The 26412-nt window shown below is 67.8% G+C and carries 24 protein-coding genes and 1 tRNA gene; 17 read left to right on the top strand and 8 right to left on the bottom strand.

Features of this window, described 5'->3' with window-relative positions; translation table 11 throughout:
* The first annotated feature begins 5 nt into the window (after window positions 1-5).
* Genes GON01_RS06065 through GON01_RS06030 form a run of 8 tightly spaced genes read left to right on the top strand, consistent with a single transcriptional unit; the run spans window position 6 to window position 5772 of the window.
* On the top strand, window positions 6-737 hold the full coding sequence (locus tag GON01_RS06065) for a class I SAM-dependent methyltransferase (protein ID WP_157026431.1): 732 nt from the start codon (window positions 6-8) through the stop codon (window positions 735-737).
* A complete protein-coding gene (gene ubiB / locus GON01_RS06060; protein ID WP_157026430.1) occupies window positions 738-2270 on the top strand; it encodes a 2-polyprenylphenol 6-hydroxylase in 1533 nt (510 codons plus the stop codon).
* Between the two features lie 4 nt (window positions 2271-2274).
* A complete protein-coding gene (locus GON01_RS06055; protein WP_181599926.1) occupies window positions 2275-2571 on the top strand; it encodes a nucleotidyltransferase family protein in 297 nt (98 codons plus the stop codon).
* Window positions 2571-2909, top strand: coding sequence for a HepT-like ribonuclease domain-containing protein (locus tag GON01_RS06050; RefSeq protein ID WP_181599925.1), 339 nt, complete (start codon window positions 2571-2573; stop codon window positions 2907-2909). The genes GON01_RS06055 and GON01_RS06050 overlap by 1 nt, the downstream gene beginning before the upstream one ends.
* Window positions 2909-4084, top strand: coding sequence for a bifunctional phosphopantothenoylcysteine decarboxylase/phosphopantothenate--cysteine ligase CoaBC (gene coaBC / locus GON01_RS06045; protein ID WP_157026510.1), 1176 nt, complete (start codon window positions 2909-2911; stop codon window positions 4082-4084). Before GON01_RS06050 ends, coaBC begins: the two co-directional genes overlap by 1 nt.
* Complete coding sequence (dut, locus tag GON01_RS06040) at window positions 4071-4538, top strand: dUTP diphosphatase (RefSeq protein ID WP_157026428.1); 468 nt, start codon at window positions 4071-4073, stop codon at window positions 4536-4538. Before coaBC ends, dut begins: the two co-directional genes overlap by 14 nt.
* Complete coding sequence (locus GON01_RS06035) at window positions 4535-5017, top strand: DUF29 domain-containing protein (RefSeq protein WP_157026427.1); 483 nt, start codon at window positions 4535-4537, stop codon at window positions 5015-5017. The genes dut and GON01_RS06035 overlap by 4 nt, the downstream gene beginning before the upstream one ends.
* Complete coding sequence (locus tag GON01_RS06030; RefSeq protein WP_157026426.1) at window positions 5014-5772, top strand: HesA/MoeB/ThiF family protein; 759 nt, start codon at window positions 5014-5016, stop codon at window positions 5770-5772. The genes GON01_RS06035 and GON01_RS06030 overlap by 4 nt, the downstream gene beginning before the upstream one ends.
* A 13-nt stretch (window positions 5773-5785) precedes the next feature.
* On the opposite strand, the gene GON01_RS06025 is transcribed toward GON01_RS06030, so the two are convergent.
* The 5 genes from GON01_RS06025 to GON01_RS06005 form a co-directional block, all read right to left on the bottom strand.
* Window positions 5786-7105, bottom strand: a complete 1320-nt coding sequence (locus tag GON01_RS06025; RefSeq protein ID WP_157026425.1) for a hypothetical protein — start codon at window positions 7103-7105, stop codon at window positions 5786-5788.
* 416 nt (window positions 7106-7521) lie between these two features.
* Complete coding sequence (locus GON01_RS06020; RefSeq protein WP_181599924.1) at window positions 7522-7839, bottom strand: DUF167 domain-containing protein; 318 nt, start codon at window positions 7837-7839, stop codon at window positions 7522-7524.
* A 1-nt stretch (window position 7840) separates the two neighbouring features.
* Window positions 7841-10354, bottom strand: coding sequence for a type I DNA topoisomerase (gene topA, locus GON01_RS06015; protein ID WP_157026424.1), 2514 nt, complete (start codon window positions 10352-10354; stop codon window positions 7841-7843).
* Window positions 10355-10478: 124 nt separating this feature from the next.
* The gene (locus GON01_RS16890; protein WP_157026423.1) at window positions 10479-11180 is read right to left on the bottom strand and encodes a PEPxxWA-CTERM sorting domain-containing protein; all 702 of its coding nucleotides are present in this window, start codon (window positions 11178-11180) and stop codon (window positions 10479-10481) included.
* A gap of 301 nt (window positions 11181-11481) precedes the next feature.
* Window positions 11482-13185 carry a class I adenylate-forming enzyme family protein gene (locus GON01_RS06005; RefSeq protein WP_157026422.1) on the bottom strand — a complete coding sequence of 568 codons (1704 nt, stop codon included), beginning with the start codon at window positions 13183-13185 and terminating at the stop codon, window positions 11482-11484.
* Window positions 13186-13249: 64 nt separating this feature from the next.
* On the opposite strand from GON01_RS06005, the gene lgt reads away from it, so the two are divergent.
* The 9 genes from lgt to GON01_RS05960 all read left to right on the top strand — a co-directional run bounded on the left by lgt (window position 13250) and on the right by GON01_RS05960 (window position 21470).
* On the top strand, window positions 13250-14110 hold the full coding sequence (lgt, locus tag GON01_RS06000) for a prolipoprotein diacylglyceryl transferase (protein WP_232328673.1): 861 nt from the start codon (window positions 13250-13252) through the stop codon (window positions 14108-14110).
* Between the two features lie 28 nt (window positions 14111-14138).
* Entirely contained in the window at window positions 14139-15194 is a 1056-nt protein-coding gene (locus GON01_RS05995; protein ID WP_408640899.1) for a class I SAM-dependent methyltransferase, read from the top strand.
* The gene (locus GON01_RS05990) at window positions 15191-15706 is read left to right on the top strand and encodes a GNAT family N-acetyltransferase (protein ID WP_157026420.1); all 516 of its coding nucleotides are present in this window, start codon (window positions 15191-15193) and stop codon (window positions 15704-15706) included. Before GON01_RS05995 ends, GON01_RS05990 begins: the two co-directional genes overlap by 4 nt.
* The gene (pgeF, locus tag GON01_RS05985; protein ID WP_181599923.1) at window positions 15703-16470 is read left to right on the top strand and encodes a peptidoglycan editing factor PgeF; all 768 of its coding nucleotides are present in this window, start codon (window positions 15703-15705) and stop codon (window positions 16468-16470) included. Before GON01_RS05990 ends, pgeF begins: the two co-directional genes overlap by 4 nt.
* Before the next feature lie 41 nt (window positions 16471-16511).
* Window positions 16512-17822: a cystathionine gamma-synthase family protein gene (locus tag GON01_RS05980; RefSeq protein ID WP_157026419.1), complete on the top strand. Its 1311-nt coding sequence runs from the start codon at window positions 16512-16514 to the stop codon at window positions 17820-17822.
* Window positions 17823-18032: 210 nt separating this feature from the next.
* Window positions 18033-19142 (top strand): ABC transporter permease, encoded by a 1110-nt coding sequence (locus tag GON01_RS05975; protein WP_157026418.1) that lies wholly within the window; start codon window positions 18033-18035, stop codon window positions 19140-19142.
* Window positions 19139-19939 (top strand): ABC transporter ATP-binding protein, encoded by an 801-nt coding sequence (locus GON01_RS05970; protein ID WP_157026417.1) that lies wholly within the window; start codon window positions 19139-19141, stop codon window positions 19937-19939. Before GON01_RS05975 ends, GON01_RS05970 begins: the two co-directional genes overlap by 4 nt.
* Entirely contained in the window at window positions 19939-20883 is a 945-nt protein-coding gene (locus tag GON01_RS05965; protein WP_157026416.1) for an MlaD family protein, read from the top strand. The genes GON01_RS05970 and GON01_RS05965 overlap by 1 nt, the downstream gene beginning before the upstream one ends.
* 8 nt (window positions 20884-20891) lie before the next feature.
* Window positions 20892-21470, top strand: coding sequence for an ABC-type transport auxiliary lipoprotein family protein (locus GON01_RS05960; RefSeq protein WP_157026415.1), 579 nt, complete (start codon window positions 20892-20894; stop codon window positions 21468-21470).
* Window positions 21471-21619: 149 nt separating this feature from the next.
* Here GON01_RS05960 and pepN read toward each other — a convergent pair whose 3' ends face one another.
* From pepN to GON01_RS05945, 3 genes are all read right to left on the bottom strand, one after another.
* Complete coding sequence (pepN, locus tag GON01_RS05955) at window positions 21620-24202, bottom strand: aminopeptidase N (protein WP_157026414.1); 2583 nt, start codon at window positions 24200-24202, stop codon at window positions 21620-21622.
* Between the two features lie 42 nt (window positions 24203-24244).
* Window positions 24245-24319: transfer RNA gene (locus tag GON01_RS05950), tRNA-Thr, on the bottom strand.
* Between the two features lie 271 nt (window positions 24320-24590).
* A complete protein-coding gene (locus GON01_RS05945) occupies window positions 24591-26372 on the bottom strand; it encodes an aminopeptidase P family protein (protein WP_157026413.1) in 1782 nt (593 codons plus the stop codon).
* Window positions 26373-26412 lie beyond the last annotated feature (40 nt).

The raw sequence follows: 26412 nt of genomic DNA, 5'->3' as shown, positions 1-26412 counted from the left end.
GCCTCATGTCCGAAACAGTCTCCTTCGGTTACCAAGAGGTCGCCCCAGAGGAAAAGACCCGCCGCGTCGGCGCCGTCTTCTCGAACGTCGCGCGCCGCTACGACGTCATGAACGACGCCATGTCGGCCGGCATGCACCGGCTGTGGAAGGACCGCTTCGTCCGCCGCGTGAAACCGCGTGAGGGCGAGGAGATTCTCGACATGGCCGGCGGCACCGGCGACATCGCCTTCCGCCTGGCGCGGTGCGGCGCGCGCGTGACCGTCGCCGACATCAACCCCGAGATGCTCGAGGTCGGCATGGGCCGGGCCGAAGCGCGCGGCCTGGACACATTGGTATGGAGCGAGGCGAACGCCGACAGCCTGACCTTCCCCGATCGCTTCTTCGACGCCTACACCATCGCGTTCGGCATCCGGAACGTGACCGACATCCCGGCCGCGCTCGGCGAGGCGCACCGCGTGCTCCGCCGCGGCGGCCGCTTCTTCTGCCTCGAATTCTCGACGACCTTGTGGCCGGGCTTTGCCGAAGTCTACGACTTCTACTCGCACCGGATCGTGCCCAAGGTCGGCAAGCTGATCGCCGATGATGAGGACAGCTACCGCTACCTGATCGAATCGATCCGCCGCTTCCCCGACATGCCGGCGTTCGAGCGGATGATCGGCGAGGCCGGGTTCGTGCGGACGAAGGTCGAGCCGATGCTTGGCGGGCTGGTCGCGATCCATTCGGGCTGGAAGATCTAGTTGGCCTCCACCGCGACCCACCTGTTCCGGCTGCTGAAATGGGGCCGCACGCTCGCGCGTCATGGCGCTCTGCGCGGCGTCGAGCGCGATCCGTTGACGCCGCCCGCCGTGCGCCGGCTGGTCAGGCTTGCCCGTTTCGGCGCCCGCATTCCCCGCATTCCCGAATATGCGCATGCGTTCGAGGCGCTGGGGCCGGCCGCGATCAAGTTCGGCCAGGCGCTCGCCACGCGGCCCGACCTGGTCGGCCCGGAAGCGGCCGCCGACCTGCTGCGCCTGCAGGACAATCTGCCGCCCGCGCCGTTCGAGGAGGTCCGCAAGGCGATCGAGCAGGCGCTCGGCAAGCCGGTCGAGGAGCTGTTCCGGTCGATCGACCCGGAGCCGATCGGCGCCGCCTCGATCGCGCAGGTTCACCGCGCCGTCACCAGCGACGGCCGCGAAGTCGCCGTCAAGGTGCTCCGCCCCGGCGTCGAGGAGGAGTTCGCCAAGGCGCTCGACACCTATGAATGGGCGGCCGCGCAGGCGGAAGCGCTGGGTGCCGAGCTGCAGCGGCTTCGCCCGCGCCTCGTCATCGCCACCTTCAAGCAATGGACGATGCGGGAGCTCGACCTCCGGCGCGAGGCGGCCTCTGCCTCCGAGCTGGCCGAGGGCATGGAGGCGGAGCCTGGCTATTGCGTGCCGTCGATCGACTGGCAGCGCACCGCCCGGCGGGTGATGACGCTGGAGTGGATCGACGGCATCAAGGTCTCGCGCCGCGACGAGCTGATCGCCGCCGGCCACGATGTGAAGGCGCTGGCGGCACGCCTGGTCCGCGCCTTCCTGCGCCAGGCGATCTCCGAGGGCTTCTTCCACGCCGACATGCACCAGGGAAACCTGCTGGTGCGGCCGGACGGGACGATCGTCGCCATCGATTTCGGTATCATGGGCCGGATCGACCGCCGCGCACGCATGTGGCTGGCGGAAATCCTCTACGGCCTGATCACCGGCAATTACGAGCGCGTCGCCGAAATCCATTTCGAGGCGGGCTATGTGCCGGCGCACCACAACCTCGCCGAGTTCACGACTGCGCTGCGCGCCGTCGGTGAGCCGATCCGCGGCCTACCGGTCAAGGACATCTCGATCGGCAACATGCTGGACGGCCTGTTCGCGATCACCCGCGACTTCGACATGCCCACCCAGCCGCACCTGCTGCTGCTGCAGAAGACGATGGTGATGGTCGAAGGCGTCGCCCAGACGCTCGATCCCGACATCAACATGTGGGAGACGGCCGGTCCGTTCGTGAAGGAATGGATCAGGACCGAAATCGGGCCCGAGGCCTGGGCGGCCGACCGCCTCGTCGAGTTCGGCCGCACGCTGGCGCTGATCCCGGACCTGATCCGCCGCCTCGATCATCAGATGCCGAGGCCCGGCGCCGCCCCGCCCCCGCCGCCCTTGGTCGACGTCAACGTGCTCGGCCGCGGCCATGGCTGGCGCTATGCGGGCATCGGCCTCGCCGCCGCGGCCATTGGAATTCTTGCGGGCGCATGGCTATTTTAGTCCGATGACCAGGGAGGAAGTCCTTCGCCGGCTGAAGTCCTTCGAACGGCCTTTGCGGTTGGAAGGCATCCGTGCGCTTTATCTCTTCGGGTCGGTTGCACGTGGCGAAGCCGGCCCTGATTCCGATGTCGACCTCCTTTTCGACCTGGGGGATGCGCCCCACTTCAGCCTTCTCGACCAGGCCGACATTCAAGTTCGGCTTTCGGATGCCTTGGGTCTCAATGTCGATTTCGTTCCTCGGTCGGCGCTGCGCCCACGCGTGCGCGAACGTGTCGAACCCGAGATGGTACGAGTTTTCTAGTGAAATCGTCCGACGCGACCGATCTCGACCGGTGCGAATTGATCCTGGAGCTGATCGCGCATGTGGAGCGACGCCTCGGGTCAAAATCCGAAGCCGAATTTCTGAACGACAAAGACGAGATCGATCTTACGGCTTTTCGTCTTTCCGCCATTGGGGAAACGTCGAACAAGCTGTCAGCAGCTCTTCGGGAGCGCCATCCTGGCATCTACGCGATGCGCAATATCATCGCGCATGACTATTCCACTCTTGAGGCTGCGCTGGTGTGGAGGGCGGCGACTGAGCGCCTCAACCACCTCAAGTCGGTCTGTGCCACAGAAATCGGGCGACGTTCGCAGTGATGCAGGCGCGCATCCTTCTGATCGTCGGCGGCGGCATCGCGGCCTACAAGGCGTGCGAGCTGGTGCGGCTGATCCGCAAGGCGGGTATGAGCGTGCGTTGCGTGCTGACCGACGGCGGGGCGCAGTTTGTGACGCCGATGACGCTTGCCGCACTCTCCGAACAGGCGGTGCACACCAGCCTCTGGGACCTCAAGGATGAGGCCGAGATGGGGCACATCCAGCTCAGCCGCGAGGCGGACCTGGTGGTGGTGGCGCCCGCGACCGCCGACCTGCTCGCCCGGATGGCCGCCGGCATCGCCGACGATCTCGCCACCACGCTGCTGCTCGCGACCGACAAGCCCGTCCTCGCCGCGCCCGCGATGAACGTGCGCATGTGGCAGCACGCCGCCACCCGCCGCAACGTCGAGCGGCTGCGCGCCGATGGCGTGACCGTGCTGGAGCCGGACGAAGGGCCGATGGCCTGCGGCGAGTTCGGGCCCGGACGGTTGCCGGAGCCGGAAGCTATTCTCAGGAACATACAGGCATCGCTCGGGACGAGCGGAAGGTTGAGTGGGCGCCACGTCCTGGTCACCGCCGGTCCCACGCACGAGCCGATAGACCCGGTGCGCTACATCGCCAACCGGTCGTCGGGAAAGCAGGGCTTCGCGATCGCCGCCGCCCTCGCCTATCTCGGCGCACGCGTGACGCTGGTCAGCGGTCCGGTAACTCTGCCCACGCCCGCCGGCGTCACCCGGATTGATGTCGAGACCGCGCGCGATATGGCCGCCGCCATCGATACCGCGCTGCCCGCCGACGCCGCCATACTGGTCGCCGCCGTCGCCGACTGGCGGGTCGAGCCGAGCGGGTCCAAGATCAAGAAGCAGGGCACCCCTCCGTCCCTTTCCTTCGCCGAAAACCCCGACATCCTGGCCGGTCTGGCCGCCGATCCCCGCCGCCCGGCGCTGGTCGTGGGCTTTGCGGCCGAAACCGACGACGTGATCGCCAACGCGACAGCGAAGCGCGCGCGCAAGGGCGCCGACTGGATCGTCGCCAACGATGTGTCCGGCGACGTGATGGGCGGCGCGGACAATCGCGTGCACCTCGTCACCGAAGCCGGCGTGGAGGATTGGGAGCAGATGCCGAAGGACCAGGTCGCCGCCCGGCTCGCCGACAGGATCGCCGATGCCCTCGCCTGAGATCGCGATCCGCCTGAAGCGTCTGCCGCACGGGGAGGGCCTGCCGCTCCCCGCCTACGCCACCGAGCACGCCGCCGGCATGGACGTGGTCGCGGCCGAGGAGCTGACGCTCGCGCCCGGCGCCCGCCACGCGGTCGCGACCGGCTTCGCGATCGCCATTCCGGAAGGCTACGAAGTCCAGGTCCGCCCCCGCTCCGGGCTGGCGCTGAAGCACGGCATCACGTGCCTCAACACCCCCGGGACGATCGATGCGGACTATCGCGGCGAGGTGAAGGTGATCCTTGCAAATCTGGGCGCCGAGCCGTTCCCGATCCGCCGCGGCGACCGCATCGCCCAGCTCGTCCCCGCCCCGGTCCAGCGCGCCCGCTTCGCGGAGGTGGACGAGCTCGACGAGACCGGACGCGGCGCCGGGGGGTTCGGCTCGACCGGGGTGCGTGGTAAAGAGAGCCCATGAACAAGCCCACTCACCCCGAGCCGCCGTTCGCGCCTGCCTTCCCGCCCTACGAGCTGGACGGCTATGGCTGGGCGATGGCGCAGGCCCAGCTTCTTCGCGAGCGCCGCTTCGATGCCGCCGACTGGGACAAGATCATCGAGGAGATCGAGAGCGTGGGGCGAAGCGAGTATGATCAGGTCGAGTCTGCGCTTCGTGTCCTTCTCCTTCACTTGCTGAAATGGGAGTACCAGCCGGCCTTTCGTTCCCGGTCATGGTTCAACACCATTCGAGAGCACCACAGGCGGTATCGGCGTCGTCTCGATCGAAATCCGGGACTGAAGCAGCATCTGGAGGAAATCCGGGCAGAAGCGTATCGGCAGGCCCGGGTCGAGGCGGTGGCGGAGACAGGCTTCGCCGAAGACACGTTCCCGATCGACCCGCCTGGGTGGAACGTGATCGAGAATCCGCCGGTATCCTTCGACGATATTCCGATCCGTTGACCCTCACCGACGAACAGCTCGACCGCTACGCCCGCCACATCGTGCTGAAGGAGATCGGCGGCGCGGGGCAGGTGAAGCTCGCGCGGGCGCAGGTTGCCGTGATCGGCGCGGGCGGGATCGGCTGTCCTGCGATCCAGTATCTCGCCGCTGCCGGCATCGGCGGGCTCCGGGTGATCGACGATGACGCGGTCAGCCTTTCCAACCTCCAGCGCCAGACCCTGTTCGGGACCGGCGATATCGGCCGGCCCAAGGTCGAGGTCGCTGGCGAAGCGGTCGCCCGCCTCAACCCCGCCGTCGGCTTCGCGGGGGTGGCGGAGCGACTGACGGCGGCCAATGCCGGCGCGCTGATCGGCGATGTCGACCTGGTGCTCGACGGCTGCGACAATTTCGCGACCCGGCTGGCGGTGGCGGATCATTGCACGCGCGCGCGCCTTCCCCTCGTCTCCGGTGCGCTGGGCCAGTTCCAGGGGCAGATCGGCACGTTCCGCGGCTGGGAAGCGGACCAGCCCTGTTATCGCTGCTTCGTCGGCGATGCCTTCGACGCCGATGATTGCGACACCTGCGCCGAACAGGGCGTGCTGGGCGCGATGGCCGGCCTGGTCGGCAGCTGGGCGGCGATGGAGGCGGTGCGCGCGATCACCGGCTTCGGCCCGGACCCTGCGGGCAAGGTCCATGTCTTCGACGGCATCACTGCGACGCTCCGCACCATCCGCATCCCGAAAGAGCCGACGTGCAAGGCGTGCGGAAGCCGCTGACTGCGACGCCCTGTCATTCCGCCGCCACCAGCTCGTCCCGCAGCCCGATGCGCATCGCGGGCCGGCTCCGCAGCCAGGCGATCAGTCGCATCAGGCCGTCACAGGCGACGAACACGAGCAGCGTCGCGATCAGATAGCGGTAACGGAACACCGGCTGGACGAGAACATAGGGCAGCATCGCCAGCGGCAGCGCCACCGCGACATAGGCATGCGATCGTCGCCGCCAGGCCAGGGTCGCCAACGACAGCAGGGCCAGGGCTGAAATCGCCCAGGTCAGAGCCTGCCGCGGACCGACGGCCTTCGCGCCTTCCCCCCAGAAGGTCCAGTACCAGGCCGGCGGGAAGAAGATGTCGGATGCGCGGACCAGGCTAAGGCGCGCGAAATCGGCCGGATGCGTTCCGATCCAGCCGATCACCTGCTCCTTGAGCTGGTCGTAATAGGCGACCTCGCCGCCGGACCGGCGCAGTGCGGCCAGCCCGGCCGGCTTCATCGGATGAATGCGGTCCAGCATCTCCATAAAGGTGCGATGGCGATCGTCGGTCCGCGCCATATAGTCGTTGTTGGCGAGCGCGAGCTCCAGGCCCAGATTGTCGCGGAACGGGATCGGCCGGCCCAGCTCCTGCGCATTGCGCATGGCCCAGGGCCCCGCCGTCAGCGTCAGCGCGACGACAAACCCGAGCACCGGCGCCACCCAGCGGCGTGGCGGGACGCGCCGCACGAGCAGCAGCGCAAACGCGCCTCCCGCGCCCAATCCGGCCGCCTGGTTCACGAACAGGCAAAGCGCGACGATCGCACCGATCGCTGCGAGGCGCTTCCCGCTCGGAATCGCCTTGTCCGCTTCGATGATGAGACCCAGCGCGAACAGCAACAGGCACGCCGCCAGCATGCCTTCCCACACCCGCATCTCCACGATCTCGATCGAGATCTGCAATGGCACGAAGCAGGCGAGTGCCGCTGCTCCAAGGCACGCGACGGCGCCGGCTCCCGCTGCACGCATAAGCCGCGCGGCCAGCAGGACGCACGACATGCTGAGCAGCACTGCGACCAGCTGCAGCGCGACCTCGGCCAGCGGCGTCTCGATCCCGAACAGCCGATAGGCGATCGCGGTCGGCCAGACGGTCGCCGGCCCGACATGGGCAGTCGCGCCTGTCACGGCCAGGAAAGGATCGGCGAAGCGCCCCTCGCGCACCAGGGTAACCGCGACCTGCTGCGACTCGACGGGCATCGGATCGAACTCGCCGCGTCGCACGATCCAGACCAGTCGCGCCAGTGCTCCCAGGCCGACGATCGACCAAAGCAGATACCGATATCGCTTCTCGACCCAGTTCCCCATTGCCCCTTACCCCCCGGTAAGCTTGGGCCGAACGCCGACCCGTCGACAGCCGCGGCCTGGCGGTCAGCTCGGCCCCGCCGCCTGGACGCTGGTCGTCGAAATTGCCCCCGAAACCCCCGCGAACAGGAGATTCGGGCGGGTTTTTACACAAATGTTAGTAACTAACATAGGATAATTTGGACTCGTCGAACGCGAGTTCCAGCCGCTGGCGGAGCTTCTCTGGTTCCGGAAGGCGACCCGCTTTTCCGTCGCCGATCGGGTCCGCACGCTGCCCGCGGGCGCAAGCGCCTATTCCTCCAGTTGAATGTGACACAAACAGCTGCTGTCTTGGGACCCGTAGTGATCGATCGAGCCGAGCGGATCCGTCGACCGAATCTCCGATTCCGAGCAGGAGGAACCCGTGCGGCGTTGCGGGCTCAGCGTTCCAGCGTCGTGCGCAGCTGATCGGCGAGCGCTTCGAACGCACCGGATATCCGCAGCGTCTTCACGCGGGCGGTCTGTCCGCTGGCGAGGGTAATCGCGGACTTGGGAATGCCGAGCGTCTTGCTCAGACAGGCGGCCAGCTCGGCATTGGCGGCGCCCTCCACAGGCGGGGCGGCAAGGCGGATACTCAAGGCGGTGCGGCCATCGGGAAGCGGAACGATGCCGGCGATCGCTGTGCGCGATGCCTTGGGCGTGACCCGGACCGTCAGCGTCAGGCCGTCCGCGTTTTCGGACCAAGGCTCCGCCGGCACGTCACGCCCGCTTCTTGGCCGCCGCCTTCTTCGCCCCGCCCCGACCCTTCTTCTTCGCCGGCCCCGCCGCCGCGCGGGCGTCGAGCAATTGCGCCGCTTCCTCCAGCGTCAGCGCTTCGGGGGCGACCGTCTTGGGGATCGTCGCGTTGGTGGTGCCGTCGGTGACGTACGGGCCAAACCGGCCTTCCATCAGCTTGATCTCGGCTTCGGTGCGCGGGTGGGGCCCGAGCAGGCGCAGCGGCTCGCGCGAGGCGCCGCGCTGCGGGCGCCCGCCGCCCCTGGCCGCGTCCGCCAGCTTCGCGACTGCCGCGTTCATGCCGGTCTCGAACACTTCGGCAGTGGAGGCGAGCCGGGCATATTTGCCTTCATGCGCCAGATAGGGCCCGTACCGGCCGATCGAGGCAGTGATCGGCGCGCCCGTCTCCGGGTGCGGGCCGATGGTGCGCGGCAGGCTCAGCAGCCTGAGCGCCCAGTCGAGGTCGATCTCGCCGATGTCCTTCGGGATCGAGGCGCGCTTCGCGTCCTTGCCGTCGCCGAGCTGGACATAGGGGCCGAAGCGGCCGGTCTTGCGGAACACCTCGGCGCCGGTCGCCGGGTCCTGGCCAAGGGCCAGTTCGCCATTGTCGTTGGCGCCTTCCTCGCCGCCGCCCTGGGCGAAGCGGCGCGTGTATTTGCATTCCGGGTAATTGGAGCAGGCGACGAACGCGCCGAACCGGCCACCGCGAAGACCCAGCTGGCCGTGCCCGCAATTGGGGCAGAGCCGCGGGTCGGACCCGTCCGCTTTGGGCGGGAACAGGAACGGCGCAAGGAACTCGTCCAAAGCGGCGGTGATGTCGGACGGCTTCTGCTCCATCACCTGGGCGGTCTTCGGCTTGAAGTCGCGCCAGAACGCATCGAGCACCGCCTGCCACTGCGCGCGGCCGCCGGAGACGTCGTCCAGCTCCTCCTCCAGCCCCGCGGTGAAGTCGTAGCTGACATAACGCTCGAAGAACCGCTCCAGGAACGCGGTCAGCAGCCGGCCGCTTTCCTCGGGAATGAACCGGTTCTTCTCGACCCGCACATACTCCCGGTCCTTCAGCACCTGCAGGATCGACGCATAGGTGGACGGGCGGCCGATCCCCAATTCCTCCAGCCGCTTGACCAGGCTCGCCTCGGAGAAGCGCGGCGGCGGCTGCGTGAAATGCTGCTCGGCATGCACCGCCTTCTTCAGCGGCGCATCGCCCTGTGAGAGGCGCGGCAGGCGCCGGGATTCCTCATCATCCGCATCGTCCCGGCCTTCCTCATAGAGCGCGAGATAGCCGGGGAAGAGCACGACCTGCCCGGTCGCGCGCAGCGCCGTCTGGCCGGTGCCGTCCTCCAGCTCGACCGTGGTCCGCTCCAGCCGCGCCGAGGCCATCTGGCTGGCGAGCGCGCGTTTCCAGATCAGCTCGTAGAGCCGCCCATGGTCGCCCGAGCCTGCATGATCGCGGCCGAAATCGGTCGGGCGGATCGCCTCGTGCGCTTCCTGCGCGTTCTTGGCCTTGGTCTGGTACTGGCGCGGCTTGTCGGGCACATAGCTGCCGTCATAGCGGTTCGCGATCGCGGCGCGGGCGGCGGAAATGGCACTGCCGTCCATCTGCACGCCATCGGTCCGCATATAGGTGATCGCGCCGTCCTCGTAGAGATTCTGCGCGATCCGCATCGTGTGGCTGGCGGAAAAGCCCAGCTTGCGCGCCGCTTCCTGCTGCAGCGTGGAGGTGGTGAAGGGCGGCGGCGGATTGCGGGTCAGCGGCTTGGTCTCGACGCTGGCGACGGTGAAGCGCCCGGTCTCGACCGCGGCCTTCGCAGCCTCGGCGTCGCCCGCCTTGCCGATCGTCAGCCGGTCGATCTTGTCGCCTTTCCAGCGAACCAGCCGCGCCTGGAACTGGGTACCGTCCTGTTCCATATCGGCAAAGATGGACCAGTATTCCTGGGCCCGGAACGTCTCGATCTCGCGCTCGCGATCGACGATCAGGCGCAGCGCCACGGACTGGACGCGGCCGGCGGACTTGGCGCCGGGCAGCTTGCGCCACAGCACCGGCGACAGGGTGAAGCCGACCAGATAATCGAGCGCGCGCCTGGCCTTGTAGGCGTCGATCAGGTCCTCATCGAGTTGCCGGGGCTTCGCCATCGCCTCGGTGACGGCCCCCTTGGTGATCGCGTTGAAGGTGACGCGCTCGACCTCCTTGGGCAGCGCTTTCCGCTTCTTCAGCACTTCCTGCACATGCCAGCTGATCGCCTCCCCTTCGCGATCCGGGTCGGTGGCGAGGATCAGCCGGTCGGCCTTCTTCGCCTCGTCGGCGATCGCCTTCAGCTGCTTGGCTTTGTCGCCATAGGTCTCCCACTCCATCGCGAAGCCATTGTCCGGATCGACCGAGCCGTCCTTGGGCGGCAGGTCGCGGATATGGCCGTAGGACGCGAGGACGCGGTAGTCGCGACCAAGATATTTCTCGATGGTTTTCGCCTTGGCCGGCGATTCGACAATGACAAGCTGCATGTTGGACAGGGTTTCTCTTCGCTGGGCTTTACGTACGTACGCGCGAGGGTGGAGAGCCTCCCCACCCCGCGTCAAGCCTCTGCGAAGATCGCCGCCGACCGGCGAGCGCCAGCCGGTGGGCGCGTCAGACGATCGCGGCCCTCTGTCGGCGGCGAAGCCCGATCCCGGCCAGGCCGAAGCCGGCGATCATCGTCGCCCAGGTGGACGGTTCAGGCACCGCTCCGACCGACAGCACCAGATTATCGATCACGACGCCGATATTGTCGCTGCCGCCGTCCTGCAGCCCGAACACCGTGCTGCCGGCGTTGGTCGGGTCGAAGAAGAAGGTCAGGTCGGTGAACGCGAAATTGGGCTGGATGTTGGACACGGTCAGCGTCAGCGAGGTCAGGTTCGTGAAGTTCGCGATGCTGCTGCCCAGGGTGCTCGACATATAGCCGAACTGGCCGCTGACCGGCGCGGCGAAATTGAAGCTCATCGAGAAGGAATCAGGCGGCGGTGCGTTGCGCTGGTTGCCGCTGAACACCAGGCTCAAGGCGACGCGGTCGCCGGCGTTGAACGCATAGGAGTTGCTCGATACCAGCCCGGCATCGAAGGTGCTGCCGTCGAGATCGACGCAGGAGCCGGTGCCGCCCGGGCAGGTGATCCCGAAATCGCCGGACCTCACCAGGTCGACGGTGCCGTTGCTGACGGTCAGTCCGTTGAAGCCGTTATAGTTCAGCGCGGTATTGCCGCCGTTCTCAGCGTCGAAATTGTTGCTGTACACGATCGAGGCGCCGGCCGGCGCGGCAAGGGCGGCCACAAGGCCCGTCAGGACGAGTTTACGCATGGAAAACCCCCCTTCTGAACCGCCCGGAATAGGCGGTGCAAAAGGGTCTCACCGCGTGCGAGTCGGGTCAAGGCGAATGGCTAACGATCCGCCGGCCGGACCCGCAGGCGGCGGCCCGCCGGACGCGAGCGCGCGAAACAATGCTGTCCTACATGGCGACGCCTGTGCTAGGCGTTCCACCTTCGTTCCGGCACGCTGCTCTTTCTCATCCGCAAAATCGATCAATCCGGCTTCATTGATCGAGGGGATTTTTCCCGCGCGCCGAACCTTCCTAACCTTCCGGGCTAGACGCCCGAGTCGGTCAGGCTGCGGCGCTCCGGGCAGCGATCGCGCGATAGTGGTTGCGGATCGTCACCTTGTCGATCTTCTCGGTGCCCAGGCGCGGCAGCGGGTCGGGCACGATCCAGATCCGGTCCGGGATCTTGAACGCGGCGAGGCGCGCGGCGAGGAAGGCGCGCAGCCCCTCGACCGTCAGCGTCCGGCCGTCCGCCGCGTGCACGACCGCGGCCGGCACTTCGCCGAACTTCGGGTCGGCGATCCCGAACACCGCCGCTTCGGCCACGTCCGCGTTCTCGTAGAGCGCGGCCTCGACTTCCTGGCAGCTGATATTCTCGCCGCCGCGGATGATGATGTCCTTCTTCCTGTCGACGATGAACAGATAGCCGTCTTCGTCGAGATAGCCGATATCGCCCGAGCGGAAATAGCGGTCGGCGGTGAACGCCTCCGCGGTCGCTTCGGGGTTGTTGTAGTAATGCAGGAAGTTGCAGACCGATCGGATGCAGACTTCGCCCCGCTCTCCCTGCGGCACCGGATTGCCGGCGTCGTCGAGGATGGCGAGGTCGACCAGCGGGCGCGAGCCGCGGCCGGTCGAGTTGGGCTTGGCGAGGTAGTTCTCGCGGAAATTGCCGCAGCCGACGCCGTTCGTCTCGGTCAGGCCATAGCCGATCAGCGGCTTGGCTCCGCCCATCTCGTCCTCGATCCGCTTGACATGGTCGACCGGCCGCGGCGCGCCGCCGGCGGCGAAGTCGCGGACCGTCGACAGGTCGTATTTGTGCCGGTTCGGATGGGTCAGGATCTCGAAGCTCATCAGCGGCACGCCGACGAAATAGGTGACCTTCTCCTTCTCCATCAGCCGCATCGCCTCTTCGGCGTCCCATTTGCCCATGATCACCAGCTTGCGGCCGATGGCGAAGCTCTGCAGCATCACCGGCACTTCGGCGGTGACGTGGAACAGCGGCACGTTGAGCAGGGTCGCGGGCTGCAGCGCCGAGACCTCGCCCATCTGCGTCAGCAGCTGCAGCGACATCAGCGACTGGGCGATATAGTTGAACGTCCCCTGCACCACGGCGCGGTGGTTCGAGACCGCGCCCTTCGACTGGCCGGTCGAGCCGGAGGTGAACAGGATCGTCGCGATGTCGTCGCCGGTCAGCTCCGGCAGCGTCGCCTCGCCGGTGCCGCGCGCCAGCACCGGGGCCAGCGCCTCGGCCAGCGGCCGGCCGACGTCGAGCGTCACGACCGTGGCGCCGTGCTTCGCCTCGGCCAGCCGCTCCGCGCGAGTCCGATCGGCGAAGACCAGCCTTGTGTCGGTCGCATCGACCGCGTCGGCCAGCTCCGCGCCGGTCCACCAGCCGTTCAGCAGGCTGGCGACGCCGCCCGCCATCAATATGCCCATGTAGAGCACGATCCAGGACGGCGCGTTGCGCGCGGCGATGCCGACATGATCGCCCTTCTGCACGCCATAGCCCGTCACCAGCGCCTTCGCGACGGCCTGTGCCTGCGCATGGACCTGGGCAAAGGTCAGCCGCTCGTCGCCGCAGACCAGGAACTCGGCGGCGCCATGCTGCGCGCAGAACCAGGCGAAATATTGCGGCAGCGCCGGCGGGGCGACCGCGATCATCGGCAAGGTCACGCCGTCCTGCTCGATCGTCGTCGTCCGCAGCTGCCCGCCCGGTCCGGTCAGCTGGTCCATGATCGCATCGAGCCGCTTGTCGAGCTCTGACGGCATTCCTCTCACCTCTTGGCTTTATCGTTGCCGCCACTATGCAGGCCGAAATCGCTGGGGAAAAGCCTTGATCCTGCCCATTCTCGCCGAAGCCGCCGGCTATCTCCATTTCGACCGGCTCGGGCTCGATCCGGTCGCGCTCGATCTCGGCTTCTTCCAGATCAAATGGTACTCGCTCGCCTATATCGCCGGCATCTTCGCGGGCTGGTGGTATCTGACCAAGCTGCTCGCCCAGCCCGGCGCGCCGATGGCGAAGCGTCATGCCGAGGATCTGGTGTTCTACGTGACATTGGGCATCATCCTGGGCGGCCGGCTCGGCTATGTGCTGTTCTACAAGCCCGACATGCTGCTGCACCCGGTCGAGATTCTGAAGCTGTGGGAAGGCGGCATGTCCTTCCATGGCGGCCTGATCGGCGTGGTGCTGGGCCTGACCTATGTGGTCAGGAAGAACGGCCTGAACTGGCTGCGGGTCCACGACTATGTCGCCTGCTGCGTACCCTTCGGCCTGTTCTTCGGGCGGCTCGCGAACTTCGTGAACGGGGAGCTGTGGGGTCGGCCGACGACGGTGCCCTGGGCAATCGTGTTCCCGACCGGCGGCGACGTGCCGCGCCACCCCAGCCAGCTCTACGAAGCCGCCGGCGAGGGCTTGCTGCTGTTCGCGATCCTGTGGTTCCTGTTCTGGAAGACGGACGCGCGCTACCAGCCGGGCAAGCTCGTCGGCACCTTCGCGCTGGTCTATGGCGTGATCCGCTTCGGCGTGGAAAAGGTCCGTAACCCGGATGCCGGCCTCGAGCATCTGTCCTGGGGCCTGACCATGGGCCAGACGCTGAGCGTGCCGCTGATCCTGCTCGGCCTCTACCTGATCCTGACCGCCAAGGGCCGCCGCCGGCGGGTCGAGCCGGTCGCGGGCACGGAGAGCGTGGCATAATCCAGCCCGGTTCGGATAAGGGGCGGGCGTGACTCGATCCCCCCTCACCTGCACTGACGCGCTCGCCGCCGCGATCATCGCCGGCGGCCCGATCCCGGTCGCGCATTTCATGGCCGCCGCGAACCGGCACTATTACGCGACCCGCGATCCGCTGGGCGCGACGGGCGACTTCACGACGGCGCCCGAGATCAGCCAGATGTTCGGCGAGCTGGCCGGCCTGTGGCTCGCGGACCTGTGGAGTCGCGCCGGCAAACCCGGCGTGCATTATGTCGAGCTCGGTCCCGGCCGCGGCACGCTGGCAGCCGACGCGCTCCGGGCGATGAAAAGCGCCGGGCTGGAGCCGGCCGTGCATTTCGTCGAGACCAGCCCGACCTTGCGCGAACGGCAACGCGAGCGCGTTCCGGACCCGGTCTTCCATGACGGCATCGACACGCTGCCCGGCGACCAGCCGCTGCTGATCATTGCCAACGAGTTCTTCGACGCCCTTCCCGTCCGCCAGCTCGTGCGCACTGCCCAGGGCTGGCGGGAGCGTCATCTCGGCTGGTCGCAGCTCGTGTTCGTGCCGGTCGCGAGCGGGCCGCCGCTCGACGCAATCCTGCCCGACCATCTGCGTGAGGCTGCCGCCGGCAGCATCATCGAGACCTCGCCCGCGTCCGCCGCGATCGCGCGGCAGCTTGGGGCTCGCCTCGCGGCCCAGGGCGGCGCGGCGCTGATCGTCGATTATGGCTATGAGGGCCCCGCGATCGGCGACACGCTGCAGGCCGTACGCGGCCACGCCTGTGCCAACCCGTTCGAGGAGCCCGGCGAGCGGGACCTGACCGCCCATGTCGATTTTGCGACGCTGGCCGAGGCCGCGCGCGCGGAAGGGGCGCGGAGCTTCGGCCCCGTCGGGCAGGGCGCGCTGCTGGACGCGCTCGGCATCCGGGCCCGCGCCGAGCGGCTGTCCCGGTCCGCGCCCGGGCGCCGCGAGGAGATCGCCGCCGCCGTTGCGCGGCTGACCGCTCCCGACGCGATGGGCACGCTGTTCAAGGCGCTGGCGCTGACCGGCCGAGACTGGCCCGAGCCGGCGGGGTTCGCGGCATGATCCGCTATATGGACGCCACCCCCGCCGACGGACCGGCGCTCGACGCGATGGCGCGGGCGTGCTGGGAGGATACGTTCCGGCACAGCTGCTCGCCTGAGGATATGGCGCTGTATCTCGGCCAGGCCTATGGCCCGAACGGCGCGCTGCTGCGGCACCTGACCGACCCGGCGCACCGCTTCCGGCTGGCGAAGGACGGCGATTCCATCGCCGGCTATGCCAAGCTGTCGGAGCCATGGCTGCCGGAAGGCACCTTCGGCCCGCGTGCGCGGCAGCTCAGCCAGCTCTATGTCGCCAGGCCATGGCAGGGCGTCGGCATCGCCCAGGTGCTGATGGACTGGACGATCCGCACCGCCCGCGACCTCGACGCCGACGAACTGCTGCTGACGGTCTGGGAAGAGAACCACCGCGCATTCCGCTTCTACAAGCGCTACGGCTTCGAGCACATCGGCGACTATGCGTTCCAGACCGGCAACCAGACCGATCGCGACCTGATCATGCGGTTGCCGCTGTGAGCGTCGATGTCATCCGCTCCTCGCTGCTCGGCGAGGTGCCGCACGGCTTCCTCGGCCGGCGCGGCGGCGTGTCGACCGGCATCTGCGCAGGCCTGAACGTCGGCACCGGCTCCGGCGACGATCCCGCCGCGATCGAGGAGAATCGCCGCCGCGCGGTCGCCGCCGTGCTGCCCGAGGCGCGGCTGGTCACGGTCTATCAGGTCCATTCGGCGCACTGCGTGGTTGCGGAGCCGTGGGACCCAGCGGATCGGCCCCGGGCTGACGCGATCGTCACCGACCGGCCCGGTCTGGTGCTCGGCATCCTGACCGCCGACTGCGCGCCGGTGCTGCTGGCGGATGCCGAAGCCGGCGTGGTCGGTGCCGCGCATGCCGGCTGGAAAGGCGCGCTCGCCGACGTGACCGATTCGACGGTTGCGGCGATGGAGCGTCTCGGCGCCCGGCGCGAGCGGATCGCGGCGGCGATCGGCCCGTGCATCGCCCGCGCGTCCTACGAAGTCGACGACGCGTTCGCCCGCCGGTTCGAAGAGGCCGATCCGGAGAATGAGCGCTTCTTCACCGCCGGCCGGCCCGGGCATCACCGCTTCGACCTCGAAGCCTATGTCGCCGCCCGCCTCGCCGCCGCCGGCATCGCCCGCGTCGATGCACTCGGGCTCGATACCTATGCCGACGAAAGCCGCTTCTACAGCTTCCGCCGCGCCACGCACCGAGACGAGCCCGATTATGGCCGCCAGATTTCGCTGATCGGGGTGACGGCGGGCGCGTGATAAGGCTAGACGCCGTTCATCCCCGCGCTTGGAGCACAAGAATGACAAAGGAAACCGAAGCCCAGCTGACCGGCGCCACGCCGCGGCGCAAGCCGAAGCCCGACATCGATACGATCGGCGGCCGCCGGCTGAAGCCGGCGACGCTGATGATGGGCCATGGCTATGATCCGATGCTGTCGGAAGGGTCGCTGAAGCCGCCGATCTTCCTGACCTCGACTTTCGTCTTCGAGAATGCGGCCGCCGGCAAGCGCCATTTCGAAGGCGTGACCGGCAAGCGTCCGGGCGGCGCCGAGGGCCTGGTCTATTCGCGCTTCAACGGGCCAAACCAGGAAATCCTGGAAGACCGCCTCAGCGTCTGGGAAGATGCCGAGGAAGCGCTGACCTTCTCCTCCGGCATGTCCGCGATTGCGACCCTGCTGCTGGCGACAGTCAAGCCCGGCGATACGATCGTCCATTCGGGCCCGCTCTATGCCGCGACCGAGACGCTGATCGCGCGCATCCTCGGCCGCTTCGGCGTCAACTTCCTCGATTTCCCGGCCGGTGCGACGCGCGACGAAATCGACGCGGTGATGAAGAAGGCGGCCGAGGGCACGGTCTCGCTGATCTACCTCGAAAGCCCGGCGAACCCGACCAACGCGCTGGTCGACGTCGAAGCCGTCGCGGCCAGCCGCGACGCGATCTTCGGCAACGGCCCCGACGCCCCGCCGATCGCGATCGACAACACCTTCCTCGGCCCGCTCTGGCAGCAGCCGCTGAAGCACGGCGCCGACCTGGTCGTCTATTCGCTGACCAAATATGCGGGTGGCCATAGCGACCTGGTCGCCGGCGGCGTGGTCGGCCGCAAGGCGCTGATCGATCCGATCCGGCTGATGCGCAACACGATCGGCACGATCACCGACCCGAACACCGCCTGGATGCTACTCCGCAGCCTGGAGACGCTGGAGCTGCGGATGACCCGCGCCGGCGAAAACGCCGCCAAGGTGTGCGCCTTCCTGCGCGACCATCCCAAGGTCGAGCATGTCGGCTATCTCGGCTTCCTGGCGGGCGACCGCCAGGCCGACATCTACAGGCGCCACTGCACCGGCGCCGGATCGACCTTCTCGCTGTTCCTGAAGGGCGGCGAGGCGGAGGCGTTCCGCTTCCTCGACGCGCTGAAGATCGCGAAGCTGGCGGTCAGCCTGGGCGGCACGGAGACGCTCGCCTCGCACCCGGCCGGCATGACTCACCTGTCGGTCCCCGAGGAGCGCAAGAAGGCGCTGGGGATCACCGACAACCTCGTCCGCATCTCGATCGGCGTCGAGGATGCCGACGACCTGATCGCCGACTTCGAGCAGGCGCTGGCGGCCGTTTAGAAATCCTCCCCTGCACTTGCAGGCGAGGAGGACCGCACGAAGTGCGGTGGAGGGGCCGGAGCGAAGCGGAGGGGTCCATACTTCGCGCTTGGCGCTCAGCCCCTCCACCACTCGCCTGCGGCGAGCGGTCCCCCTCCCCTCGGCCCAGCCGAGGGGAGGACCTAAGGGAACGTCTTGCCCCTGGCGGGATTATCTCGCACTGGTAACGAGATGGATGCGCCTGCCGATTTCGTCGAGGAGAGTGACGCCGGCGGACGGGTCGTCCGGTTCTCCGGCGCGCTGACGCTCGCGCGGGTGCGGGATCTGCCCGACCGGCTCAGCTCGATCGAAGGTCCCGTCAGCAGCATCGACCTGAGCGGCACCGACCGCATCGACACGATCGGGGCGTGGATCGTCCGCCGCTTTGCGCGGGAGCATGACGCGCGAATCGAGGGCGCCAGCGAGGACGCAGAGCGGCTGCTGGCCGAAGTCGACCGTGCCGACCAGCCGGTCAGGATGCGGCCGGAGCCCCTGCCCTCCTTCGTCCGCGTGCTGGAAGAGATCGGCGCCGCCGTGTCGCAGGCCGGCCGCACCCTGCTCGGCCTGCTCGGCTTCTTCGGCGGCATGCTGGTGTCGATCTTTCAGGTGATGACGCATCCGCGCCGGTTCCGCTGGAACGCCGTCATCCAGCGGTTCGAGGTGGTCGGCGTCTCCGCGCTCGGCATCATCGGGCTGATGAGTTTCCTGATCGGCATTGTCATCGCCCAGCAGGGCGCGGTGCAGCTCCAGCAATTCGGGGCGGAGTTCCTGACCATCAACCTGATCGGCCGCATCACGCTGCGGGAGCTGGGCGTGCTGATGACCGCGATCATGATCGCCGGCCGCTCCGGCTCCGCCTTCGCGGCCCAGATCGGCACGATGAAGCTGACCGAGGAAATCGACGCCATGCGCACGATCGGCGTGTCGCCGATGGAGGCGCTGGTGCTGCCGCGCGTGCTCGCCGCAGTGGTGATGATGCCGCTGCTCGGCTTCTATTCGTCGGTGATCGCGATCGTCGGCGGCGCCATCTTCTGCTGGATCTCACTCGACATTCCGCCGGTCACGTTCGTCACGCGGCTGCGCGAGGTGGTGCCGATCACCGACCTCTGGGTCGGGCTGGTTAAGGCGCCGGTGTTCGGCGCGATCATCGCGCTGACCGGCTGCTTCCAGGGCATGCAGGTCGAAGGCGATGCCGAGCAGGTCGGCCTGCGCACCACCGCCGCTGTGGTGCAGGCGATCTTCCTGGTCATCGTGATCGACGCCTTCTTCGCCGTCTTCTTCGAACGGATCGGCTGGATATGAGCGACGATCCGGTCATCCGCGTCCGCCATCTGCGCAACAGCTTCGGCGAGCAGGTCGTCCATGACGACCTCAATCTGGATGTGTTCAAAGGCGAGATCCTGGGCGTGGTCGGCGGCTCCGGCACCGGCAAGTCCGTGCTGATGCGCTCGATCATCGGGCTGCAGACGCCGGACGCGGGCGAGATCGAGGTGTTCGGCGAGCCGATCCTCGGGGGCGACGAAGCCGATTCGATCGAGCTGCGCAAGCGCTGGGGCGTCCTGTTCCAGGGCGGCGCGCTGTTCTCGACCCTGACCGTGGCCGAGAACGTGCAGGTACCTCTCAAGGAATTCTACCCCGATCTCAGCCAGCAGCTGCTCGACGAGATTTCCGCCTATAAGGTCGTGATGACCGGCCTGTCGCCGGAGGCAGGGCCGAAATATCCGGCCGAGCTGTCGGGCGGCATGCGCAAGCGCGCCGGCATTGCCCGGGCGCTGGCGCTGGACCCCGAATTGCTGTTCCTCGACGAGCCGACCGCGGGTCTCGATCCGATCGGCGCCGCTCATTTCGACGAGCTGACCAAGAGCTTGCGCGATACGCTCGGCCTGACCGTGTTCCTGATCACCCACGACCTCGACACGCTGTATGCGATCTGCGACCGCGTCGCGGTGCTGGCCGACAAGAAAGTGATCGCGGTTGGAACGATCCCGGAACTATTGGCATTGGACCATCCGTGGATTCAGGAATATTTCAACGGGCCCCGCGGACGGATGGCCGCCGCCACCGAAGAACGACGGCAAGAAGCTGAGGTGACGCGCTGATGGAAACCCGTTCGAACCACGTCCTGGTCGGAGCGGTGGTGCTGATCCTGCTGCTGGCCGCGGCGGTGTTCACCGTCTGGCTCGCCCGCGTCTCCGACAGCGACCAGAAGATCTACGACATCTTCTTCAAGCAGTCGGTCGAGGGCTTGGCCAAGGGATCGAGCGTCAGCTATCGCGGCGTGCCCGTCGGCCAGGTCGACGACATCAAGATCTGGAAGGACGATCCCAATTTCGTCCGCGTCCGCATCTCGATCGGCGCCGACGTGCCGGTGCTGGTCGGCACCACCGCGACGATCCAGGGCAGCTTCACCGGCGTCTCCACATTGCTGTTGGAAGGCGCGCAGAAGGGCAATCCGCCGATCACGGAGATCGGACCCGCCGGCGCGCCGGTCATCCCTACAAAGGCGGGCGGCCTGGGCGCGCTCCTCAACAGCGCGCCGCAATTGCTCGAGCGGCTGTCGACGCTCACCGAGCGGCTGACCTTGCTGCTGTCCGACCAGAACCAGGCGTCGATCGCCAGCATCCTGAAGAATGTCGACCGGCTGAGCGGCAGCCTGGCCGATCGCGGGCCCGAGATTGCGGCGACGCTGGCCGAAACCCGGGTCGCGGTGAAGCAGGCGGGCGACGCCGCCGAGCAGATCGGCAAGCTGGCCGGCACCACCAACCAGCTGCTCGACGAGCAGGGGCGGCCGCTGCTTGTGGACCTGCGCGAGACAGTCGCCCGCGCCCGCAGCTCGATGGACAATCTCGACGCGGTGCTGAAGGACGCGCGGCCCGGGGTGCAGGCCTTCTCCAAGCAGACGTTGCCGGAAGTTGGCCTGCTGGTCCGCGATCTGCGCGACATGGCCGACGCGCTGAGCGGAGTCGCGGAGCGGCTCAATCGCGGCGGCGCCGGCTCGCTGGTCGGCAGCCGCAAGCTCCCGGACTATGAGCCGACAAAATGAGACAGCCCATGACTCGCCCGCTTCCCCTCGCCCTTCTCGCGGCCCTCGCCCTGTCCGGCTGCATCAGCTTCGGGGCGGAGCCGCCTGACCAGCTGCTGACCCTGATGCCCGCGCAAAAGGTCGCCGCGGGAACCACGCAGACGGTCACTGCCGGCGAAGCGATCACGGTCCTGTGGCCGGGCATGCCGGCCGATCTCAACACGACGCGCGTGCCGGTTCAGGCGACGCCGACGTCGGTCGCGTATGTCAAGAATGCGCAATGGTCCGACACGCCCAACAAGCTGTTCGCGCGGCTGCTCGCCGAGACGATCGAGGCGCGGACCGGCCATCCGGTGCTGTCTCCGCGCCAGTTCACGCTCGATCCCGGCACCCGCCTCAGTGGCCAGCTGGAGCGGTTCGGCATCGATGCCAGCCCGCAACAGGCGGTCGTGGTGTTCGACGCCGCCGTCGCCCGCGGGGCCGACATCCGCACCCGACGCTTCGAAGCCCGGGTGCCGGTGGCGGCGATCGAGGCGCAAGCGGTCGGCGCCGCGATCAACCAGGCCGCCAACCAGGTCGCCGCCGAAGTCGCCGACTGGCTGAAATAGAACCTCCCCGACTTTGCTCGGAGGGGGACCGCACGAAGTGCAATAAAGGGGCCCGCAACGAAGCGGAGGGCTCAGCAGTCCTCGCTCCGCACGGACCCTGCACCACCCGCTTTCAGCAAGCGGCCCCTCAGCGCTGCTGAGGGGAGGATCTAGATGAGCGACTTGCTCGCCTGCTCGAACACGTCCTTCGACAGGCCCGGCTTCGCGACGATGCGCTCCAGTTCCGCGCGCATCAGGGCGCCGCGGGTTTCGCCAAAGCGGCGCCAGCGGCCCAGCGGAGCGACGAATTTGGCCGCAGTCTGCGGGTTGATTGCGTCCAGCGCCACGATGTTGTCCGCCAGGAACCGATAGCCCCGCCCTTCCCCGCTGTGGAAACCGCGCTGGTTGGCAGAGAAGGCACCGACGAGCGATCGCGCGCGGTTGGGATTGGACAGCGTGAAATCCGGATGCTGCGATAGCTTCAGCACCTGCTCCAGCGCGTCGGCGCGGGTCGACAGCGCCTGGGTGGTGAACCATTTGTCGAGCACCAGCGCATCGTCCTTGTGCCGCGCATAGAAGGCGGCGAGCGCGTCCTCCCTCTGCGCCGCATCGCTGTTGGCGAGCACCGCCAGCGCGCCCTGGCGATCGGTCATGTTGGTCGCACCCTGGAACTGGTCCCAGGCCAAGGCTGGCGCATCCTCGGCGCCGCCGGCCATCAGGAAGCCGAGCGCGATCGACCGCAGCCGGCGCGCGCCCTTGGCGGCGGGAGTCAGCTCGAACCGGTTCGACGCGCTGCCGAGATAGGCCGCGCGCCACTGGCCTTCCAGCAAACGCCCGAGCTCGGCCCGGAGCGCCTCGCGCGCCTGATGGATCGCCTCAGGGTCCACGGTCGCCATCCGGTCGCCGATGAACGCTTCCGATGGCGGCAGCACCGCCTCCGCCACAAAGGCTTTGTCGAGTGCGGGATTCTCAAGCGTGAGCCGCACGGCGTCGACGACCGGCGCAAACTCGGCCGCACCGGCCTCGACCCGCGCGATCAGCGTATCGAGCATCAGCTGCTGCAGCGCCTCGTAGCGTGCGAACGGGTCATCGTCGTGCGCCGACAGCAGCGCCAGCGCGGCGGCATCGCGGTCGCTCTCGACGATGACCGGCGCGGAAAAGCCGCGATTGATCGACAGCACCGGCGCCTCGCCCACGCCTTCGAAGCGAATATCGGCTCTCTCCTTGTCGAGCACGACCAGCCGCTCCCCTGCCTCGGCCGCGCCGGTGCCGGCGCCGAACAGCGCCATGCGCAACGGGATCGGCATCGGCTGCTTGTCCGACTGGCCGGGCGTCGACGGCACCGTCTGCTCCAGCGAGACAATGGCGTCCTGCCCGTCCTGCCGCACCGTCGCCTTCACCTTGGGCGTGCCCGCCTGGCTGTACCAGAGACGGAATTGCGACAGGTCGATGCCTCCGCCGTCCTCCATCGCCTTGACGAAATCGTCGCAGGTCACCGCCTGGCCGTCGTGCCGCTCGAAATACAGGTCGGTGCCGCGCCGGAAGCGTTCCGGCCTCAGCATCGTCGCCATCATCCGGATCAGCTCGGCGCCCTTGTTATAGACGGTGGCGGTGTAGAAATTGCCGATCTCGATGTAGGAATCCGGCCGCACCGGATGGGCGAGCGGCCCCGCATCCTCCTGGAACTGCGCGGCGCGGAGCATCCGCACCTGATTGATCCGCTCCACCGCCGCCGAGCCGTGATCGGCCGAGAATTGCTGGTCGCGAAAGACGGTCAGCCCTTCCTTCAGGCTGAGTTGGAACCAGTCCCGGCAAGTGACCCGGTTGCCAGACCAGTTATGGAAATATTCGTGGGCCACCACGGCGGCGATCGCGTCGAAATCCGCGTCGGTCGCAGTTTCCGGGTCCGCGAGAATGTAGCGCGAATTGAAGATGTTGAGGCCCTTGTTCTCCATCGCGCCGAAATTGAAGTCGGACACCGCGACGATGTTGAACACGTCGAGATCATATTCACGGCCATAGACGCGCTCGTCCCACGCCATCGCGTCCTTCAGCGCCTGCATGGCATGCGCCGTCTTCGGCAGGTCGGCCTCGCGCACCCAGATGCCGAGCTCGACCTTGCGGCCGGACATGGTCGTGAAATGGTCGCGGTTCGCCTTCAGGTCGCCCGCGACCAGCGCGAACAGATAGCAGGGCTTGAAGAACGGATCGCGCCATTCGGCCCAATGCCGCCCGCCGGGCAGGTCGCCGCCGCCGACACGGTCGCCGTTCGCCAGCAGCACCGGGAAGCTCACCCTGTCGGCCGTCATCCTGACCGAATAGCGGCTGAGTACGTCCGGCCGGTCCGGGAACGGCGTGATCCGGCGAAAGCCTTCCGCCTCGCACTGGGTGCAGAGCAGCCCGCCCGATGCATAGAGACCCATTAGCTCGGTGTTCGCCTCCGGCGAAATTTCCGTGACGATCTCGATCGCGTGCGAGTCCCGGGGCAGGTCGAGGATCAGCCTGCCGCCCTCGTCCCGATATTCGGCGGATGCGCCATCGACGCGAATCGAGACGATCTGCTGCCCGCCATGATCGAGCTTGAGCGGCCCGGGCCCGGCGCGCTCCACCTGCATCCGGCTGCGGACGACGGTCCGCGCCGGATCGAGGTCGAACTCCAGCGCGATTTCCGGCACGCGCCAGGCCGGCGGCGTATAGTCCTCGCGGCGGATGACTTGCGGCGCGGCCGCGGCGGTTCCTTGCACGTCTGCCATGGCGGCAGACCTAGCGGGCCGGTCTTCCGATAGGAAGGAGAATGGTGCTGCCGGTGAGGATTGAACTCACGACCTCAGCCTTACCAAGGATGCGCTCTACCACTGAGCTACGGCAGCACGGGCCCGCGGGCGAGGCGCGCACTTGGGCGAGGGCGCGAAGCTTGTCAAGGCGTTGCGGCCGGGTCTAGCGCGTCGTCATGGCCAAGGACGAAGAACGCGAACGAAGGCTGGCGGCGGCGCTCAGGGAGAATCTGCGCAAGCGGAAGATGCGGGCGCGGGAGGAGCCGAACGAAGATCAGCCGAATCCTCCGCCGTCACCCCGGCCCTGAGCCGGGGCCTACCTTCTTCAGGAACGCAGGTAGGTCCCGGGTCAAGCCCGGGATGACGACTAAAGAGGCGCGCACTCCGCTTCCAGCCAGGCGCGTACTTCGCCCTCGAGCTGCGGCCCGATCACTTCGACCACCTTCGCGTGATACGCGTTCAGCCACGTCCGCTCCCTTTCGGTCAGCATCCCGACGTCGACCAGCCGGCGGTCGATTGGCGCGAAGGTGAGCGTGTCGAAGCCCAGCATCTCGCGCTCGGCGCCCGGCACATCCTTCGGCACCACCAGCACCAGATTCTCGATGCGGATGCCGTATGCGCCGGTTTTGTAATAGCCAGGCTCGTTCGACAGGATCATGCCGGCTGCGAGTGGCTCGTCGCCGCCGCCGAAGGTCGCGATACGCGCCGGGCCCTCGTGGACCGACAGATAGCTGCCGACGCCGTGACCGGTGCCATGGGCGTAATCCAACCCCGCTTCCCACAGCGGCCGCCGTGCGAACGCATCGATCTGCTGCCCGCGCGTGCCCTTCGGGAACAGCGCCGTCGCGATCGCGACATGGCCCTTCAGCACGCGGGTGAACCGGTCGCGCATCTCCGCCATCGGCTCGCCGATCGCTACCGTCCGCGTGATATCGGTGGTGCCGTCGCGATACTGGCCGCCCGAATCGATCAGGTACAGCGAGTTGCGCTCCAGCTTCCGGTTCGTTTCCGGCGAGGCGCGATAATGGACGATGGCTCCGTTTGGCCCCGCGCCCGAAATCGTGTCGAACGACAGATCCTGGAGCAGACCCGTCTCGCGGCGCAGGCTTTCCAGCTTGTCCGAGGCGGTCAGTTCGTCGAGCCCGCCTTTGGGCGCCTCGACCGACAGCCAGTGCAGGAACCGCACGATCGCTGCCCCATCGCGCGCCTGCGCGGCCTGATGGCCGGCAATCTCGGCAGCGTTCTTGATCGCCTTGGCGAGCACGGCGGGGTCGCGGAGTTGCAGCGTCTCCGCCCCGCCCTTTTCCAGCCGCTCGAAGATCGCCGCCACCGCCCGCTCGGGATCGACCGCGACGCGCTTGCCGGCAAAGCCCGCCAGCGCTTTCGGGAACTCCGCGCGGTCGTGCAGGCGCACCGCATTGCCGAGATGCTTGGCGACGTCCTCGCCGATCTTTTCCGGCTGTACGAACAGGTCCGCCGTGCCGTCCTTGTTCACCAGCGCATAGGCCAGCGCGACGGGCGTGCGCTCCACATCCTTGCCGCGCACATTGAACGTCCAGGCGATCGAATCGAGCGCGGACAGCACCACCGCGTCGGCCTTCTTTGCCGCCAGCCACTCGCCGATTTCCGCCCGTTTCTCGGCCGAATTCTTGCCGGTATATTCGTCGGGCTGCACGACCAGCCGCGCGCGCGACGGCTCGGGCCGGTCGGGCCACACCGCGTCGACCGGATTGGTGTCGACCGCGACCAGCTCGGCGCCCTTTTCCTTGAGCGCCTTGGTCGCCGCTTCCACCCAGGCGCGGGTGTGCAGCCAGGGATCATAACCGATCCGCGCGCCGTCCGCCGCATGCTCGCCGAGCCAGTCGGAGACGGAGGTCTCCGGCACCGACACATAGGCCCAATGCTTCGGATCGACCTGCTCGCGCACCTGCAGCGTGTAGCGCCCGTCGACGAAGATCGCCGCTTCTTCCGGCAGCACCACCGCTGTCCCGGCCGAGCCCTGGAAACCGGTCAACCAGGCCAGCCGCTGGGCATAGGCGCCGACATATTCCGACATGTGCTCGTCGGTCAGGGGCACGACGAACCCGTCCAGCCGGTCCCGCTTCAATTGCTCGCGGAGCGCGGCGAGGCGCGCTTCATAGGTGGACATCGGCGACTCCTGTCAGTGGATTTGGGAGTGCCATAAACAA

Origin of the sequence: Sphingomonas horti (genome assembly GCF_009753715.1) — a bacterium.
Classification (GTDB): domain Bacteria; phylum Pseudomonadota; class Alphaproteobacteria; order Sphingomonadales; family Sphingomonadaceae; genus Sphingomonas_B; species Sphingomonas_B horti.
This window is presented reverse-complemented; position numbering and strand designations above follow the sequence as displayed.